Origin of the sequence: Deinococcus deserti VCD115 (genome assembly GCF_000020685.1) — a bacterium.
In the GTDB taxonomy this organism is placed as follows: Bacteria; Deinococcota; Deinococci; order Deinococcales; family Deinococcaceae; genus Deinococcus; species Deinococcus deserti.
This window is the reverse complement of sequence record NC_012527.1, coordinates 265,032-281,754: the sequence shown is the minus strand read 5'-3', so window position 1 is coordinate 281,754 and position 16,723 is coordinate 265,032. Positions and strand designations below refer to the sequence as shown.

Sequence of the window (16,723 nt, the reverse complement as noted above, 5' to 3'; positions counted from 1 at the left end):
TAAGGCGTCATCGGAGCGGCTCGCCGCTTTCACTGCCAGCCAGGACCGCCTTCAGGTCACCGTCACTGACGTGCAGCTGATCACCCGGAAGCGTGGTTTTCAGCGCCGCACACGCCGAGGCGAACTGCAGCGCTTGAGCAGGTGTGGCTTGTCCCAGCCAGGCATGCAGGAAGCCGCCGGCAAAGGCGTCTCCCCGTCCTACCCGGCCAGGACCGGCGGCCGCGAAGGCGGGCTGATGAACAATTTCGCCGCCCGGCAGGTGGGCCTGGCTGCCCTGGGCACCGCAGGTGACCACGAGCAGGGCACGTGGGTTGAGGGCCCGCAGGTCGGACACCCCACCCAGCAGACCCGCGTCTCGCTGCGCGACGAAAATCACGTCGGCATGCCGCGCGGCGGGACCGTACGTCTGCACAGCCGCCGCGTCAGGCAGCAGCTTGCGCCGGTGGTTCACGTCAAAGGACACCAGGACTTTACGTTCGCGGGCGGCTGTGACCAGCGCCAGCGCGAGCTCCTGTGGGCCCGGTCCCAGCGCAAGACTGATGCCGCTGACGTGAAAGGCCACCTGGCCAGTCAGCCAGGATGGGCTCAGGTCAGCGGCAGTCAGGGCCTGAAACGCGGTGCCCTGCCGGTCATAGATGACGCGGCTGGGACGGGGCGGGTGATGGTCCTCCAGATAGAATGACCCCAAGCGTCCGGAACGTTCGACACTGAAATCCTGAACGCCCAGCATGCGGACCTGCGCGCGTGCCCAGTCACCCAGCGGGCCGTCCGGCAACGCGCTGATCCACGCTGCTGGACGGCCCAGGGCGCGCAAGGCCGCCGCGACGTTCAGTTCTGAACCTCCGCACTCGGCCCGAATGGCCCTCATGTCTTCAATCCGGTGTGCCTGGGGCAGGGCAAGTTTCAGCAGCGCCTCGCCAAAAGTCAGGACTCCGCCTTCGCTCATGTGGAAACCTCCCGGGTAAAGGCAAGCAGCGTCTTCAGGCGCAGTGGCCACTCGTCGTCGGGAAGACGGAACAGTGCACTCCCGAGCCCGACGGCAAGCGCGCCGGCATTCAGCCATTCCCTGACACCCTCCACCGTCGGGGCCACGCCTCCTGTCACAAGCACCCTGGCGCCAGGCAGCGGGCCACGCAACGCCCGGACGAAGGCCGGGCCCAGCACCTCGCCTGGAAACAGCTTCACGACACTTGCCCCGGCAGTCTGGGCCTCCACCACTTCACGCACCGTTCCTGCTCCCGGCAGGTAGGGAATATCCGCGTCACGGCACACGGCAGCGACCTCCGGCACCAGGCAGGGGCCCACGATAAACGTGGCTCCCTGCGCGATGAACGCCCGCGCCGTCCCGGCATCCAGAATGGTGCCCGCACCCAGCATCAGCTCCGGGAACTCGCCTTTCAGGCTGGTGAAATGTGTCTGGGCGGCTGGATTACGGGCGGTAAGCTCGACCGCTTCCAGGCCAGCAGCCTGGAGCACGTTCAGGCGTTGGCGGGCTACTGGCAAGTCATCCGGAGTAAAGAGGGGAAGAACATGGTCCCGGGTCAGGGCGGTGAGCAGGCGGCTCACGAGACCAGCTCCTCATCCTCGCGCATCAGCCGGGTCAGCCGGTCCATTCGGGCGCACATTGTGCGGTAGACCTCGTGATGTGCAGGCACCGGCTCGACCACGCGCTGCGCGACAGGGTCGGTGGAAATTTCTACCCCCTGGGCCCGTAAGGCCAGCAGGGCCGCGCCCCGGGCGCTGGCTCCGGCGCGGATGTCTTCGAGCAGGAGCGGCCGGCCCAGGGCGTCGGCAAGCATCTGCGGCCACGCCCGCGAAGCAAGCAGGGCCCGGCCACTGGCGACAAACAGGGCGTCATCACTGACCGGCAGGCGCCACGCCACGTTCGCAAGGCGGCAGGCCACTCCTTCCATAGCAGCCCGCGTGATCTGTGCAGGTGTGGTGGCATAACTCAGACCGTGAAGCGTTCCGCGGGCGTGTGGATCGTAATCGGGGCTGCGGGTGCCGCCCAGCGAAGGCACAAAGGTCAGGCCGTGAGCGCCCGGGGCCATGCCGAGCAGCTCTTCATCCAGCCGCCGGTCCAGGCGAAGCGTCGACTGTAGCCACGAGTAGAGGTTGCCACCCTCTGTCAGTGCTCCGCCCAGGAGGTGGGTGTTCCGGTCAATGCGGTAGGACCACAGCCCCGACGGGATCGGGGGTGGCGCGCCCTGCACAGCGAGGCGGACGGCACTGGTGCTGCCAATCGTGATGGCAGGGCGCCCCGGGGTGAGTGCGCCGCTCCCAACATTGGCGGTGGCGCCGTCGGCCACGCCTGGATGAAAGGGCACGCCCGCGAGTTTGGGCCAGCGGTCCGTCCAGCGGGACTGCAGGGTAAGCCGGGTGTCATGGTCACCGAGCCGGGGCAGTTGAGCCGCGCTCAAGCCCGCCGTGCTCAGCGCCCGCATGTTCCAGTCGAGGGTTTCCCGGTCCAGCAGGCCAGTCCAGGACGCGAGCGAGTAGCTCGTCACGAGCTCTCCCGTCCAGCGCATCAGCAGGAAATCCGGCACCGAGCAGAAGTGCTCGGCGGGCAATTCCGGGTGGGCTCCTTGCCACCAGCGCACCTGTGCGGGCCAGTAAGCACTGAAGGCCGGACAGCCGGTCTCTTCCCGGGAGGTCAGGGTCTCAACGGCCCTCACCTCACCAGCAGAGCGGGTGTCAGCGTAGGACAGGACCGGACCCACCGGTTCGCCCCGCGCGTCGAGCGCCACAAGGCTGCTCGCGATGGAGGTCATGGCCACAGCCAGGACGGACCGGCTGCCCAGCCGTCCATGAAGCCGGTCAAGCACCGCCTCCGCAGCGGCCACCAAGTCCGCGAGCGGCACCTCAGCAGCGCCACCAGCGGCGTAGTGCAATGAGACGTTCTCGTGGGCTTCCAGACCAGCCAGGACGCGGCCGTGGATGTCGAACGCGGCGCCCTTGACGCTGCTGCTGCCCAGATCCAGGGCCAGCACGACCGGAGGCGGGGCGTGCACGGCCCTCATCCTTTGACGCCTCCAGCGGTCAGGCCTTTGACGATATAGCGCTGGACGGTCAGGGACAGCAGGATAATTGGAAGGGTGATCAGCACGGCGGCGGCGGCAATCGCGCCGTAATCCTGGCTTCCGTAGCTCAGGAAGTTGAATACGGCGACCGGAACGGTCTTGGTGTTCGGACCGCCCAGGATCAGGCTGAACAGGAACTGATTCCAGGAAAAGATCATGGCCAGAATTCCCGCCGTGATCACGCCTGGAGCCACCAGCGGAAGGATAATCCGTACAAACGCTCCTGCGCGGCTGGAGCCGTCGACAAGTGCTGCTTCTTCAAGATCGGTGGGAATGTCCTCGAAAAAGGCGATGGTGATCCACACGATCAGAGGCAGGGTGATGATCAGGTGGCTGGCAATCAGGGCAGTGAACGAACCGATCAGGTTCAGCTTCGTGAACACCAGGAACAGAGGCAGCAGGAAGGTGATGTACGGAATGATGCGGCTCACCAGAATCCACAGGCTCAGTCCGCGCTGCTTGAACCGGGCGATCGAGTAGGCGGCGGGAAGTCCCAGCACCATTCCGATGACTGTCGCGGCCAGCGCGACGATCAGGCTGTTTTTGGTAAAGACCAGAAAGTTGTTGCGCTCAATGACGTTGATGTAGTTGTCCAGCACGGGGGTGAAAAACCATACCGGGGTGGCCGCCGTGTTCTGCACCTGGGTTTTGAGGCTCATCATGATCATCCACACGAAGGGGAAGAGCATCACCAGGATCGCCAGACCCAGAAGCAGGTTCAGCACCAGTTGCTTGAGTGGAGACTCTCTGCTGCTCACACGCGCCTCCTCAGCAGGTTGACACCCACGGCGACCACGGCGACAATCACCAGCAGCAGCGAGAGAAGTGCGGCGGTGTACCCCACCCTCAGGAATTCGAATCCGGTGTGATAGGCGTAGACGTTGAGCGTTTCGCTGGCGCTGCCAGGCCCGCCCTGCGTCATCACTTCAATGATGTCAAAGGTTTTCAGAGCGTCGATCAGTCTCAACGTCAGGGCTGCGAAGATTGAAGCCTGCAGCATCGGCCAGGTGATAAAGCGGAAGACCTGCCAGGGTGACGCGCCGTCGATGCGCGCAGCCTCAAACGGTTCATCAGGCATGGTCTGCAGACCAGCCAGCAGAATGAGGGATACCAGCGGCGTCCATTGCCAGATGTCCACCATGGCCAGTGCCGGAATGACCAGCCGGACGTCGGCCAGCCATAAGCTCCGTTCCAGCCCCAGGGTCTGCAGGAAGTAATTCAGGACACCCAGATTGGGGTCCATCATCAGCGCCCAGATCAGCGCGACCGCGACCGGGGTGCTGATCATGGGCAGCAGGACCACCGCCCGGATCAGTCCGGAGGCGCGCATGGTGCGGTTCAGGAGCAGCGCGAGCCCCAGGCCAAGCAGCATCTGGACCGGCACCGCGATCAGCGTGAACTGAAACATCAGCTTGACCGAGTTCCAGAAGCGCGGATCCTTCAGCGCGCCCAGATAGTTGCCCAGGCCTACAAAGCTGCTGGGCAGCGCGTCACTGACGGACCGCTCCTGGGTGCTCAGCACCAGGTTGAAAATCAGCGGCAGTATCGTCAGGGCGAAGAGTGCCAGCAGGGCCGGCATCGGGAAGACCCAGCGGATATTGCGGTCCAGCCAGCTGGAAAAACTTCTGTTCGGGGGGCGCCGACGCGTTGGGGTAGGGATAGGGGCGACACTCATAAGCACCTCTGAAAAATGGGCATAGGGACCCCGGCCCCGCTGGTGGCGGGGCCGGTCCAGGTCAAGACGCGCTGACGGTTACTTTTCTTTGCTGATGATGTTGTTGGTGGCCTGCTCGGCGCGTTTCAGCAGATCGGTGGCGTTGCCCCCCTGCAGAATGCCGACGATGGCCTGCCCGAGGGCGTCGCGCACTTCGCCCACCTGACTGACGGGAGGGTTCCACAACGGCGTGGCGCGGTTCAGCTGGCCCAGGTGTGCCTGGGTCCATTCGGGGCTGCTGTCCTGCCGCTTGAAAGCTGGGTCGTTCCAGACACTGCGGCGGACCGCCGGAACATCCTTCAGCAGGACGCGGAGCTGGTTTTCACGGTTGGTGGCCCACTGCGTGAAGAGCCACGCCGCCTGCTTGTTGCGGCTGCCCTTGCTGATCGCAAGCGTCCAGGTCGTTACCGTGGGTTTGTTTCCCGGCATGGCCGCGAAGCCTACCTTCCCGGCAACGGAACTGCTCTTGGGGTCATCAACGATGGAGCGGAACAGGCTCGCGTCGGTAAACATCGCGGCTTTGCCCTGAGAGAACAGGTTGGTGACTTCGGGCCAGCTCATGGTGACCGCAGCCTGCGGACCGTAGTTCCGTAGCAGGTTGGTGTAGTAGGTCATGGCCTGCACGAATTTCGGATCCGTGAAATTGGCCTGTCCGTCTTTGAGCCACTGGCTGCCGTAAGCGTACATGTAGGGGGCGAACTGACTGGTTGCAGCCGAGCCCCTGCCCCGCAGGGCAATGCCCACGACGCCGTCCTTGCCGTTCAGGGCCTTGGCTGCTGCCTCCAGCTGTTTGAGGGTTTTCGGGACAGCCACACCGTGCTTCTGGAACAGGTCCTTGCGGTAGAACAGCATGGTGGTCTCGGTCTGGATAGGCACCCCTGTCATCACGCCGGCGTACCGGGTGGAGTTCAGGACCGACGGATAAAAGTCGCTGTAGCCCCAGTTGCCGGCCGTGATGGCCTTGTTCTTCACGTAGTTGTCCAGATCCTCTACCCAGCCGCTTCTGGCGTACAACTGCCCTTCCTGTCCGGGTGACATCATGAACGCGTCGAGGTTCTGGCCTCCGGTCGAGAGCTCCACGAGTACCTTCTGCCGGAACTGCGCTTCAGGGTAGGTTTCTGTGACCAGGCGAATACCAGTCAGCTTCTCAAATTCGGGAAAGTAAGGCTGCATCGCCGTGGTCCACGGGTGCTGGTTGAGCAGCACCCGCAGGGTGGTGCCTTTGGCAGAATCCCATTTGAAGCTCTGGGCCTGTGCGGCGTTCATCGACAGAATGGCAGTCAGGGCAAACAGGGTGACTTTACGCATTGGAGCTCCTTTAATCAGAGAGGGTTCAGGCGGAATCGGCGTTCAGCGCGCGGCGGGCGTCCTGCGCCCGTGAGAGCCGTTCGGTCATGTACGGTTCCTGGGAGACGTGGAAGCTGGTAAAGAGGGCGTCAAGCAGGCAGAGCTGAGCGAACCGGACATTCAGCACTTCAGGCCGGTACATGTCACCTGGCGCAGAACTGGTCAACGTATGGTGCGCGGTGCGGGCCAGTGCGGAGCGCCCCAGTCCTGTCAGTGCCACCACTGTGGCCCCTGTCTGCCGGGCCAGACGGGCAGCCCTGACAATGTCCGCGCTTGCGCCGCTGAACGACACGGCGATCAGGACATCGGTAGGTTCCAGAAGGGAACTTGCCTGTAAAAACATGCTCGGATCGGTATAGGCCTTACAGGAGATTCCCAGGCGCGCGCCCCTCTGTTCGCCATCCTGGGCCACCAGGCCACTCCACCCGAGTCCAATCAGAGCCACGTGCCGGGAGAGAGAAACGGAATGCACCGCGGCACTGAAAGCTTCCAGGTCCAGGTGTTCGAGCGTGTCCCGCAGGGCAACGCCGGCATTGTCGAACACCTTGCCCACAATCGTGACGGCGGCGTCGCCGGCATCGACGGCAAGATTGCTCTGGCGTGTGACAGCCAGAGACCGGGACAGCTGCAGTTTGAAATCCTGGAATCCTCCGAATCCCAGACTCTGTACCAGACGGACCACTGTGGCGTCACTGGTTTTTGTCCTCTCACTCAACTCTGCAATGGTCAGCCCCAGAAAGGCTTCCGGATCGTCGAGGATGCACTCAATGACCCGGCCAGTTGCTGCCCCAGCCTCGCCGCGCTGCAGATGCAGGCGACGCAGAATGGGCGGCAGATTGGAAGAGGCACTGTACATACAGAGTTGATGTCCTTGTGATCCCACGGTATGGGGCCTGAGTTATGTGTTGAATGAGCGACACTCCGAATGTACTTCCGGCATGTCAGAAATGGAAGAGCAGAGTGAAGATTGACTCCACTCCGCATACGGCGATCTATGAAATCCTGTGATCTTTTCCCGGCTGACCTCCCAAGTTGCTGAGTGACTCTGCCTGCCGACCGTTCTTCCTGCTGTGTAAACTTTCCGCATACTGGGGGAAAATTTCATTTTTTATCTTTGAGTCCTGGTGCGTGGGAAAAGATGTTCCGAAGAAGGCATATCGCGCTCTCGGGTCAAGAATGGTAGAATACTCCATAAACCGAGTGATATCTATGAAACAAACTGCAGTATTTATTGCTACATAGGTGGAGTAAGGTTCCTGCTGGGAGGCTATCTCGTAGTGGGCAGAAAGAAGGAGGGGCAGGCCTTTGCCCTGGCCCTGGAATTCATGCGGGGGCCGGAGGCCAGAACCACTGATTCTGGGTTGCGACAATAAGTCACCTTCTCCGCTGAACCTGTGACTTCCTGGATTGGTAGCAGGTGTCCAGAAACCGCAGCATCACAAGGCCCCGCAGCGTCGTACGCCTTTCTCCAGGAATAGGGCGGCGTCACGCTAAGAAAAAGCAGAGTTCCAGTAGACCCGTTGTGCTCGTCCGGCAGCCGTGATCTCGTCCGCTATTTCATGACGGGCAGCCACTGCCCTGGTTGCGATGTGCTCAGCGGCCTTACGTTGACGGAGCTTCAAGGACCGTGATGCAGTCAGTTTCCGCAGGCGAAAGTCATAAAAGGCGTCTCGAACACACTTCCTTCCTCTGGTGCCTCACATTCCAGTGCGGCAGAATATCTCCCGATGGAACAGCTGTCTCTCTCATGGGTCCTGCCGAACGGCAAAGTTCAGGCGCTGGGCCTGGCCTGCCACACTGCACGGTTCTGTTGTGGGAAGGCTGCTCAGGCTGTGGCGTCGGCGCCCAGAAGACGAAATGCCTGGACCTAAGACAGAGGATCGCAGTTCGGGGAGCCGGACAGATCGCCAGAGGGCGGTCGACAAGGCCGTCAAGGTTTACAGGCAGGGTGTCTCTACCCCGCATTCCGGCGAGAAGCGCAAATGCCTGCAGGTCCTGCTCCGCCTTGTCGAGCCACACGGTGTCATGCTGTCCGAGCTGGATTCATCCCTGCCCCGGCGGTGGGATATGGAACTTCTGGAAATCAGGCTTGGGCTGGCAGACGCGCCCGGCCCTTCACATGGGAGTGAGCAGCGTTCTGCACGACCGGGCTCCTCCAGAGCACAGGCGTCACCCGGGCGCGGCCAGCCGGCCGCCGGGGGCCAGAAGCACGGGACATCAGCGTCAACCGTCGACTTTGAAGTGCTGCTGTTTCAGCATCTCAGCGGTGCAGAGCGCAGAAGGCTGCTGCATGGTCCCCGCTTCAGTCAGGGCCTGTTCCAGGCTGTCAGGGGCACCAGCGCCTATTCACGGCTGCTGGCGGAAGCACATGCGCTGGACGTGTCGAATATTGGCGTCAGGCTTGGTGATCAGACACTGATGCAGTGGCTTGACCGGATTTTGTCCCGGCAGGGGTCGCGCGTGAAGTGCAGGGCGGCGGCACAGACCATCTACGATGACCTGGTGTCGTACTGCCGGTTGGAGTACGTGACGTATACCCGGGAGGACCGGCAGGCCACCCAACGCGATCAGTCGCAGGAGGAGGCGCGCCGCGTCGGGGAGGCCAGGCGTCAGGCGGCTGAAGCTCGCCGTGACCGGGAACGCAGGGCTCAGTCCAGGCGCCGGAAAGCAGAAGAAGCGCGGCACGCACGTGGAGGTGAGAGCGCCAGCCAGCAGAGCGCTGGTACCAGGACCTCCAGCCAGGAACCGTTTGGCACCGCTGATCAGTCGCGCAGGCCGTCAGCTACGACACAGGAGTCCGTTGTCTTTTTCAGGGAGTTTCATCATCTGGCTGAAGCACGTCTGTACCTGAGGGTCGCCAGGTTACAGGTCGGGTTGCAGGGACATGTACGGTCATTCAGCCGCAACAGGGTGTTTGTCGTCGAGCTTGTGGTGCCGTCCACCCTGAAAGAAGCTGTTGATCTGAGCTACCAGCGGGCCTTGTCTGCCCTGCAGGGAGCAGCCGAGAGAATCCGTGCTGAGGCAGCAGCGGCGCGGGACGAGGCCATCAGGCAGGCCGAGGCTGCTTATGCCGAGCAGTACGAACAGGCCTTCGAGATTGCGGTCGAGCGGTATACCTCGTAAACCAGGAAATCTGCGGCACATACCGGTTCCTGGAATTTCACGCGCCGTGGTCCATGTTGCCGCTGCTTAACCGGGAAGTTCGGGAATCCCTAAGCGGCGTTCGCGCCGCCAGGAGTTCGTGGTCCTGCTGGGCCCCTCCGGTCCGGAGCAGAACCCCTCGTGACTGACCCTGCTGCACGGGGCCACTCCGTGAGGGGATCTTGCCGTGATGCAGACCCCTGCAACCAGGTCAACAGAATGCGGCGCGACGTCGCGGGCGGCGACACCGCCTCCTCTGGCAAGCCGCGATCTGTTTGCTCCCTGGACGAATACGTGCCGGGCCTCTGCTTCTCCTCAGGGCCTGAGCTCACCCTGGTGCGGGTAGAACACCAGGGAAACCGGGAGGAATGAGCCTCCCGTAGGAATAAAAGAAAGCCGGAAGGATCTCGACCGCGTCTTCCACAACATCATCGGGTGGTCACCATTGGTCAGGACCCCTGAACCGGGAATTCTGATGATCTGACGGTCCTGTCCGTCCTCTACGGTCAGGCCGCCGCGGTAAGCGCCACCACGCGGCACGAACGTGGCTACGGTGCTGTTGCCGGGGACGGAGTTCTCGACCGTGATGTCGTACTGAACCCCGTAATTGCCGCTCAGGCGCTGCGGCGCCCCGGTGGTTGCGTCCACACCACTGAGCGCCGGGTCACTCAGGTTGTCGCCCAGCGTCAAGCGTGCAGGTGAGGACCCTACCCGTACAGTGAGGCTGCGTACTGCCCCTGGGAATGTGCCGCGTTGATGTTGAGCGTCAGGTGGCAGAACTGGAAGGGCCCTGAGGGTCTCGTCGGTCAGCGGCCTGCCCTCCTCAAGCATGACCACGCTGAGGTCAGCCTCACCGGTAATGTGCAGGTCAAGCAGCGCTGTGGCTCCCTGTTCAGGCGTCAGCAGTGGGCTGGTATACAGCGCCGTTACGCCTGAAGTGCTGAGCTGCTGACGAGGAGAGCCGGTACCGGTCAGAAAGTCCAGCACACTCACCTGTCCAAGCACGCTTTCTATGCGCGTGCCTCCAGCGCTGCCTCCGCGAAGGACCTGCACGGCGGCTGCCGCGCTGCGGGGCCGCGCCAGGACATACAGGCGTGCGGGTCTGGGGAGCCGGTTGATGTGGTAGGCCACGACGCGCACCCGCCCGGACGCCCGGTCCTGGTACAGCACGCCGCTTTGGGTAGGTGTTTCCGGGGAGTCGCTGAACAGCAGTGGGAAAGAAGCGCCTGCCTGGGTTACGGGCGTCACGGCGGGGTAGGCAGGATTAAGGGTGTCTTTGAAGGTCGAGCCAATGGGGGTATGGCGCAGCGCATACGAGAGTGGTGTGTTCACCGGGGCGCCCTGCACCTGAACAATTCGGGTGAACGGCGCACTGACCCGGCCCTTACTGTTCGTCACCGTCAGCGTTATGCGGTGCTCGCCGGGGGTAAAGAACACTTCCTCCGCGCCGGTCCATTGCCGCGCCAGATTCAGCCCGTCCTGGTCGAAGGAGAAATCGGTGTAAACAACCCGTTCTCCGGGAGCGTAGACTGTTTTATTGGTTGCAAAACGCGCTTCCGGGAGGCCGGCTCCTGCTGGCTGAGGCGCAGGAGTGGACGGCGGCGGCGCCGGTGAAGTAATGGGTGGATTGACTGGCGCCGGCGTGCTGACAGCTGGGGTGCCTTGCGCTGGAACGCCCGTCAGGGCTACAGCGCCCCCCGGCCGGGTGACCAGCTGCCCGTCGAGGGCGTATGCCAGCAGGCGTGCCTCCACGAGCGGGTCTCCACCCGGGGTGACGACCAGTGCGCCAGCATAGGGAACACCGTCAATAGTCATGGTCCGGTTGCTGGTCTGGACCACCAGTCGTCCAACCTGCATCAGGGTTCCGCTGACCTGTACGTTTCGGCCCAGCAGGGCGGCAGTTTCACGCAGAGGCACCAGCAGCGCACCCTCAATAAACTGCGGGGCAGTACGTAATTGAACGCTGCGACCGGCAATCGTGACGTCCCCGGTAGGGGAGATCAGCAGGTCTGGACTGCTGGCCGCTGACGCTGATGCGCCAAGCAGCAGGGCAAGAGTCAGGGCGCGGAAGGTACGGGGAAACGACACGCGGCACAGTATGGCCGAGCATGCCAGGACCTTTTTCCGCTTGTGGCGCGCCTCCTTCAGGAACCCTTAAGAAGCGGAGGAACTGGAGCGTCAGGATCTCGTGAAATGACAGTCAATCGCGGGCGGTCAGCTGCTGTCGGTCCGGTAGGAAGTCTTACTCTTTGAAGGGCGAGAGACATGACGTGCTGTCCAGACCCTGGACGTGTGCACCGGGAATCCTGAACTTACCGGTGGGGTGGTGTGATAAATCATCTGCTGGTTTCCTGTAAAACGGCAAGAAGCAGCATGAAATTGATGACCAGCAGGATGTTTGTGGCCCGTGTTACCTCTGCATCTGGCCAGCGAGGGGGTTGTTTTCGGCGTCTTCGTCTTGGCACAGGCTCGCAAGCCTAGCACTCTGTATTCGTCGGTTAGGTGATCAAACTTTGCTTCAGGCAAGACAGGGATGCGCAGCACCCTGCGGATCGCCTGGAATACCGGGAAGGCGGTACATAGAATTCAGCCCAGCTTTGAGCGGAGGAGGCAAGTTCAGGGCGTAGCTGCTGAGGGCTGACACTGTCGTTCAGATTGTTCCTCGTTTGCCCTTCACCATCACATGGCCAGGCTTCGAAATATGGGGTGATATCCAGCGTATTTCAGTTCTGGCTGGCAATGCAAAACACCCCAATGCGCCGGCAGCGTCTGGGGTGTTTCCTGGTGTAGAGGAAGGGACGTGTGCCTTCCTGCTCAAGCAGATCCCGCTGCGTCAGTGACGCCTCATCCAGTTTCTGCTCTTCTGTTCAGGTCACAGGTTGGGTTTCTCCTGTGATATCCGGTGCGGAGTCGTCCTTGAACATGGAGCGGTAAGCCATTCCTCCAAGGAGGCCCCCGAGCAATGGAGCAAGCCAGAACATCCAAAGCTGCTGCACTGCCCATCCACCAACGATCAGCGCAGGCCCTGTGCTGCGGGCTGGATTTACGGATGTATTCGTGATGGGAATGCTGATCAGATGAATCAAAGTCAGCGCCAGGCCAATTGCAATTGGCGCGAAGCCTGCGGGCGCCTTGCGGTGTGTTGCCCCCATGATGATGATCAGGAACATGAATGTCAGGACCAGTTCCACCACAAACCCAGCCATCAGCGAATAACGTCCTGGGGAATGCTGGCCGTATCCATTTGCTGCGAGCCCGTCAGTAGCCAGGTCAAAAGAAGGAGTGCCACGGGCGATGCCATACAGCAGAAGGGCTGCGAGAATACCGCCAGCAACCTGAGCCAGGATATATGGCAGCACGTCACGGGCTGGAAAGCGCCCACCTGCCCATACGCCAAGGGTAACAGCTGGATTGAAGTGGCTCCCAGAGATGTGGCCAACACTGTAGGCCATGGTCATGACGGCAAGTCCGAACGCCAGGGACACACCCAATAACCCGATGCCTACCTCCGGAAAGGCGGCCGCAAAGACGGCACTGCCTGCTCCACCGAAGACCAGCCAGAACGTTCCGATAAACTCGGCAACCAAACGGCTCATGCGCGTCATAGGTCCCCCTTTGTTCCGTGTGCTCAGAGGTCAACTGCACAGGCAGGGAGGCAGGGGCGCCACGATGACGTTGCCTTAACAGTCGAGTCCTTTGATTTTTCACTCAAACTGTACCTTGTATCTGCACGTTGGTGAGCATTCAGGCATTGCCGGAAATGGTCAGCAGTACTCAGGGTGACATTTAAGTCATGGTACTTGCTCACGGTTCATGCCATGTCCCATTCGGATATTTTTGAGGCCTTTTTAGTGGCTGGTACAGACATTTGATCTCCAGATGTACCCAGGAGCTATGCGCCCTGCACGTCACGAAGGGCCGTCTCCATTCGCTGGTCTCGTCCCTGTACGCTCAATTCCACACCCTGATGAGTAGCAGATGCTCAAAGTGCATTGGTAACTATAGTCCCGCAGTATCTGAGGTCATGGCGGAGGCAAACGTTCCAATGGTTAAAAGCACAGCAGTGCTTTACATATCTTGCTAACAGTAAAGTACATGGAGAGAACCAGTATCAGCGTTGCAGTCTGGATCAATAATTCCCATTTCACCCGTAAGGGATCTACTGAATTCGGCAACCTGCCTCATACCCTGAGCGCGGGAGCAAAAGACATGGATAATTGTTTCTCTTTCTTCCCGAGAGGGCTTTCTGGTTAACTGACATACATTCACGCAACCAAGTCACGGAGAAAAGCAGCTCGCACATGGAAACAGTCGGCCTATCGCAACAACCGATCTGCACTCTTATCCGTGAACAGCGTCCTTTCCTCACATGTGCTCAATGACTGGTTGTCGACGTCTCCGAAAGTCTTCCGGCGTGCTCAGAGGTCATGAGGTCGTAAGCCGCGAGAATCTACGTGCATACAGCTGACAAGTGTCACAAACGCCTCCTTTTTCTGGATGGTGTCTCAGCCACAGGCTTCGTGTTGGCTCAGGCTGGGTCTGGAACTGCTGCGTCCAATGGCGAGACCTGTACCCACAGTGCTTTGGCGCTGACACTGAAAGTTGATGTGGAAAAATCCGTCAGGTCGTACCCGTCCACAGCAGGAGGACTGAAATCGACGTAGACCCGGTCACCGGCGTATACGATGGCCAGACCCCCAAGCAGCACCATGTTCGTGGCCTCGTCTTCCCGCAGCCATAGCGTAGCCACCCCCTCGAGGGTCAGGCTCATGCGGCACCAACCGGATGAACTGTCAAGGTCTGGAGCATCGAGTTGCACCACAAGGTCTGGCGTAGGGGGATGAAGAGCTGTTTCGTACCGCAGGCGGGCTAGACGCAGGACGCCCCCGCGCATCTGCTGATGGCGTTTCAGAACAGCAGTGGTTTCATCGGGCGTGAGGCGCGGCATAGCTCGATTCTGGCGCATGCCACTCGCTGTTGCCCTGACGTGGAACACCGTATGGCAGTGGCGTTGACAGAGACGCAACTCGCGATTTCGCATGGTAAGCGTACGCCTCAGCCACTTCAGCCGACAGCACCAGCACTTGCTTTTTCCTATGACAGGGCTGTAACGGTGCCGGAACACCTTACCGGTACCTTCTGATCAGTCAACGTTGGGTTTGGCCAGATGAGTCACAAAGCGCGCGACGGCTGCGGGAGGCACTTATGAAAGATGTTCTGACACCATTCCTGCTTACTCTGGCTCTGGTGAGCTGTGCGGACACGCTGAGTTCTCCACTGGGCGCGCAGAGTCAGTCTGAAGTTCCGGTGGGGGTCTCGTCCGGCGCTGCGACAGCAGGAGGACTGACGCGAAATTACCAGTTGTACGTGCCCGCCACGAACAACAACCGGCCCAGGCCGCTGGTGGTGATGCTGCATGGGTGCACCCAGAGTCCTCAGAGCTTTGCTGCGGGAACCCGGATGAATACCCTGGCTGATCAGGAAGGCTTTCTGGTGGTATATCCAGAGCAGTCTGCCAGTGCCAATGCCAGCAGGTGCTGGAACTGGTTCGAACCTGCTCACCAGGCCCGGAACACCGGGGAACCTGCCGTGATCAAGGCCATGGTCGACAAAGTCAGGTCGCAGGTGGCGGTCGACTCCAAGCAGGTGTATGTCGCAGGTCTTTCGGCTGGTGGAGCGATGAGCGTCATCATGGGAGCAACGTATCCGGATGTCTTTGCGGCTATCGGAGTAAGCGCTGGACTGGAGTATCAGGCCGCGACGGATCTGACAGGGGCCCTGGCGGCCATGAGACTGGGCGGTCCTGACCCAGATGCTCAGGGCAAGATGGCGTACAGCGCTTCAGAAGGGATCCGCCGGCGTGTGGCCGCCATCGTTTTTCACGGCTCGAACGACCTGACGGTGGCGCCAGTGAACGGTACCCAGGTGGCGGCGCAGTGGGTGCAGACCAATGATCTGGCAGACGACGGTATAGAGAACGACAGCGTGTCCGAAGATCAGAAGGTAACGAGTGCAGGGTCGGTACCAGGAGGCCGGTCCTACACAGTAGAAACGTATGCGCAAGGTTTGGTTGAGCACTGGAATATTGCGGGAATGAGCCATGCCTGGAGTGGGGGAAGCCGCGAAGGCAGTTACACCGATCCCACCGGCCCCGACGCCAGCGCTGTCATGTGGCGCTTCTTTAACGCCGCGTTCCGGTAATAAAAAGCGGCGTCAAGCTCATGGCTGAAGCGGCTGCCAGTACGTGGGGCTGCACAGCCTTAGTGCGCCTGCCGGGTCTACCTGAGCGTGCCCGCCCGCTTGCTTAAGCTGACTCTCTTTCAGGTCTGCTGGCGGTCAAACACCTTCACGGTGCGGTACCCAGGTCGACGCGCTGCAAGTTGCGCTGGCCCCACGACGGTTTTTTGCTGGAATGCTCTGGGCTGATGTGGTGTGGCCTGTGACTGCATGGTCTGGGCGGTCCGGCATTGCCCTGACGATCATCAGGGCAATGTCCACCCGTAACTCTTGACCACAGCTTCATTGCCGGAGATCCCAAGTGCCGCATTGATGGAGAGCAGCTCGCTCAGCAGCTGATGGACATCTTCTGTGCGTTCCAGGTGCGCCCGTTGTTGAAGTTGAGCAAGGCGTCCGAGCAGGGCCTGATCTCCCAGGTCATGAGCCAGCGTCTGAGCTGTAGATATGACGCGTGTGAGAAGAAGCCCTGGCATACCAGCAGCTTACGAATTCGCTGTCACAATGCTCTTTCACGACACGCGGGATGGTCCGAGATGAGAAGGCGAATCACCGATTTCTGCGCCGCTGATGAGCACGATATGCGTCTGATGTGGCCTGTCTTCGGCTGCTCTCAGGGAGTCTGCTCGAAGGAGGCTTGGTGACCACTGCTGGCAGGGGGAGTTGCGACAGGGTGTGCAGGTTGGAGACGTCGCCGTGAGGCCACCTCTCTGGTTTTCTGAGCAAGAACTGTTTCACGCTTTGGCGTCAGGTCAATGACGGTATTCATCGTGTCAGGGAACGCACCCCGCCTCTGGGTCTTGCGTTTGGGCATCGTGTTCAGCCTCCCAGAGAACATCACGGGTGCCGGGCGCGCCCTGCAGACGCTGACTCGGCATCTCATCCGGCATCGGATGTTCCAGAGTCTCCTTGAGGGTAGACCTCGTGCCTTCTGAGCAACGGACATGCTCTGGAACTAGGGAAGGAGGGTGTGCAGAAGGAAGTCACACCGGATGTCCCAGGAGCGACTTGCCTGTTTTATAGCTGGGCTCTGGTGCGCTCCTGCTGCAGGGACCAGGCAGACTGCTCTGACGGCGGAATCAGAGCTGCACGATACCCCTGGGAACTTACAGGTATCACAGTTCAGGGGCTTGACTTCAGCACCTGTCTTTAGTCTGCTCGCGCTGGCCATGTCCGGCATCCTGGGATGCAGGGCCCTGCCGTGTTC

General features: G+C 61.2%; 13 protein-coding genes. 2 read left to right on the top strand and 11 right to left on the bottom strand.

Going from position 1 to position 16,723, the window contains the following annotated elements; all coding sequences use genetic code 11:
* Window positions 1-7: 7 nt before the first annotated feature.
* From DEIDE_RS14555 to DEIDE_RS14525, 7 genes are all read right to left on the bottom strand, one after another.
* Window positions 8-946 carry a sugar kinase gene (locus tag DEIDE_RS14555; protein ID WP_012694738.1) on the bottom strand — a complete coding sequence of 313 codons (939 nt, stop codon included), beginning with the start codon at window positions 944-946 and terminating at the stop codon, window positions 8-10.
* Complete coding sequence (locus DEIDE_RS14550) at window positions 943-1,566, bottom strand: beta/alpha barrel domain-containing protein (RefSeq protein WP_012694737.1); 624 nt, start codon at window positions 1,564-1,566, stop codon at window positions 943-945. Before DEIDE_RS14550 ends, DEIDE_RS14555 begins: the two co-directional genes overlap by 4 nt.
* On the bottom strand, window positions 1,563-3,020 hold the full coding sequence (locus tag DEIDE_RS14545; protein WP_012694736.1) for a gluconokinase: 1,458 nt from the start codon (window positions 3,018-3,020) through the stop codon (window positions 1,563-1,565). The genes DEIDE_RS14550 and DEIDE_RS14545 overlap by 4 nt, the downstream gene beginning before the upstream one ends.
* Window positions 3,017-3,838 carry a carbohydrate ABC transporter permease gene (locus DEIDE_RS14540; RefSeq protein WP_012694735.1) on the bottom strand — a complete coding sequence of 274 codons (822 nt, stop codon included), beginning with the start codon at window positions 3,836-3,838 and terminating at the stop codon, window positions 3,017-3,019. Before DEIDE_RS14540 ends, DEIDE_RS14545 begins: the two co-directional genes overlap by 4 nt.
* Window positions 3,835-4,755, bottom strand: coding sequence for a carbohydrate ABC transporter permease (locus DEIDE_RS14535; protein WP_162485669.1), 921 nt, complete (start codon window positions 4,753-4,755; stop codon window positions 3,835-3,837). Before DEIDE_RS14535 ends, DEIDE_RS14540 begins: the two co-directional genes overlap by 4 nt.
* Window positions 4,756-4,833: 78 nt before the next feature.
* On the bottom strand, window positions 4,834-6,102 hold the full coding sequence (locus DEIDE_RS14530) for an ABC transporter substrate-binding protein (RefSeq protein ID WP_012694733.1): 1,269 nt from the start codon (window positions 6,100-6,102) through the stop codon (window positions 4,834-4,836).
* Between the two features lie 25 nt (window positions 6,103-6,127).
* On the bottom strand, window positions 6,128-6,997 hold the full coding sequence (locus tag DEIDE_RS14525) for a MurR/RpiR family transcriptional regulator (protein WP_012694732.1): 870 nt from the start codon (window positions 6,995-6,997) through the stop codon (window positions 6,128-6,130).
* 1,385 nt (window positions 6,998-8,382) lie between these two features.
* On the opposite strand from DEIDE_RS14525, the gene DEIDE_RS14520 reads away from it, so the two are divergent.
* Window positions 8,383-9,264 carry a hypothetical protein gene (locus tag DEIDE_RS14520; protein WP_041227754.1) on the top strand — a complete coding sequence of 294 codons (882 nt, stop codon included), beginning with the start codon at window positions 8,383-8,385 and terminating at the stop codon, window positions 9,262-9,264.
* Between the two features lie 333 nt (window positions 9,265-9,597).
* On the opposite strand, the gene DEIDE_RS14515 is transcribed toward DEIDE_RS14520, so the two are convergent.
* The 3 genes from DEIDE_RS14515 to DEIDE_RS14505 all read right to left on the bottom strand — a co-directional run bounded on the left by DEIDE_RS14515 (window position 9,598) and on the right by DEIDE_RS14505 (window position 14,230).
* Window positions 9,598-11,370: a PKD domain-containing protein gene (locus tag DEIDE_RS14515; RefSeq protein WP_012694729.1), complete on the bottom strand. Its 1,773-nt coding sequence runs from the start codon at window positions 11,368-11,370 to the stop codon at window positions 9,598-9,600.
* A 779-nt stretch (window positions 11,371-12,149) separates the two neighbouring features.
* The gene (gene aqpZ / locus DEIDE_RS14510; RefSeq protein ID WP_012694727.1) at window positions 12,150-12,887 is read right to left on the bottom strand and encodes an aquaporin Z; all 738 of its coding nucleotides are present in this window, start codon (window positions 12,885-12,887) and stop codon (window positions 12,150-12,152) included.
* Between the two features lie 923 nt (window positions 12,888-13,810).
* Entirely contained in the window at window positions 13,811-14,230 is a 420-nt protein-coding gene (locus tag DEIDE_RS14505) for a hypothetical protein (protein ID WP_041227753.1), read from the bottom strand.
* Between the two features lie 257 nt (window positions 14,231-14,487).
* Here DEIDE_RS14505 and DEIDE_RS14500 point away from each other — a divergent pair, with 257 nt between their 5' ends.
* On the top strand, window positions 14,488-15,483 hold the full coding sequence (locus DEIDE_RS14500) for an extracellular catalytic domain type 1 short-chain-length polyhydroxyalkanoate depolymerase (protein WP_162485668.1): 996 nt from the start codon (window positions 14,488-14,490) through the stop codon (window positions 15,481-15,483).
* A gap of 281 nt (window positions 15,484-15,764) precedes the next feature.
* On the opposite strand, the gene DEIDE_RS19240 is transcribed toward DEIDE_RS14500, so the two are convergent.
* Window positions 15,765-15,992, bottom strand: coding sequence for a hypothetical protein (locus DEIDE_RS19240; RefSeq protein ID WP_162485667.1), 228 nt, complete (start codon window positions 15,990-15,992; stop codon window positions 15,765-15,767).
* Window positions 15,993-16,723 lie beyond the last annotated feature (731 nt).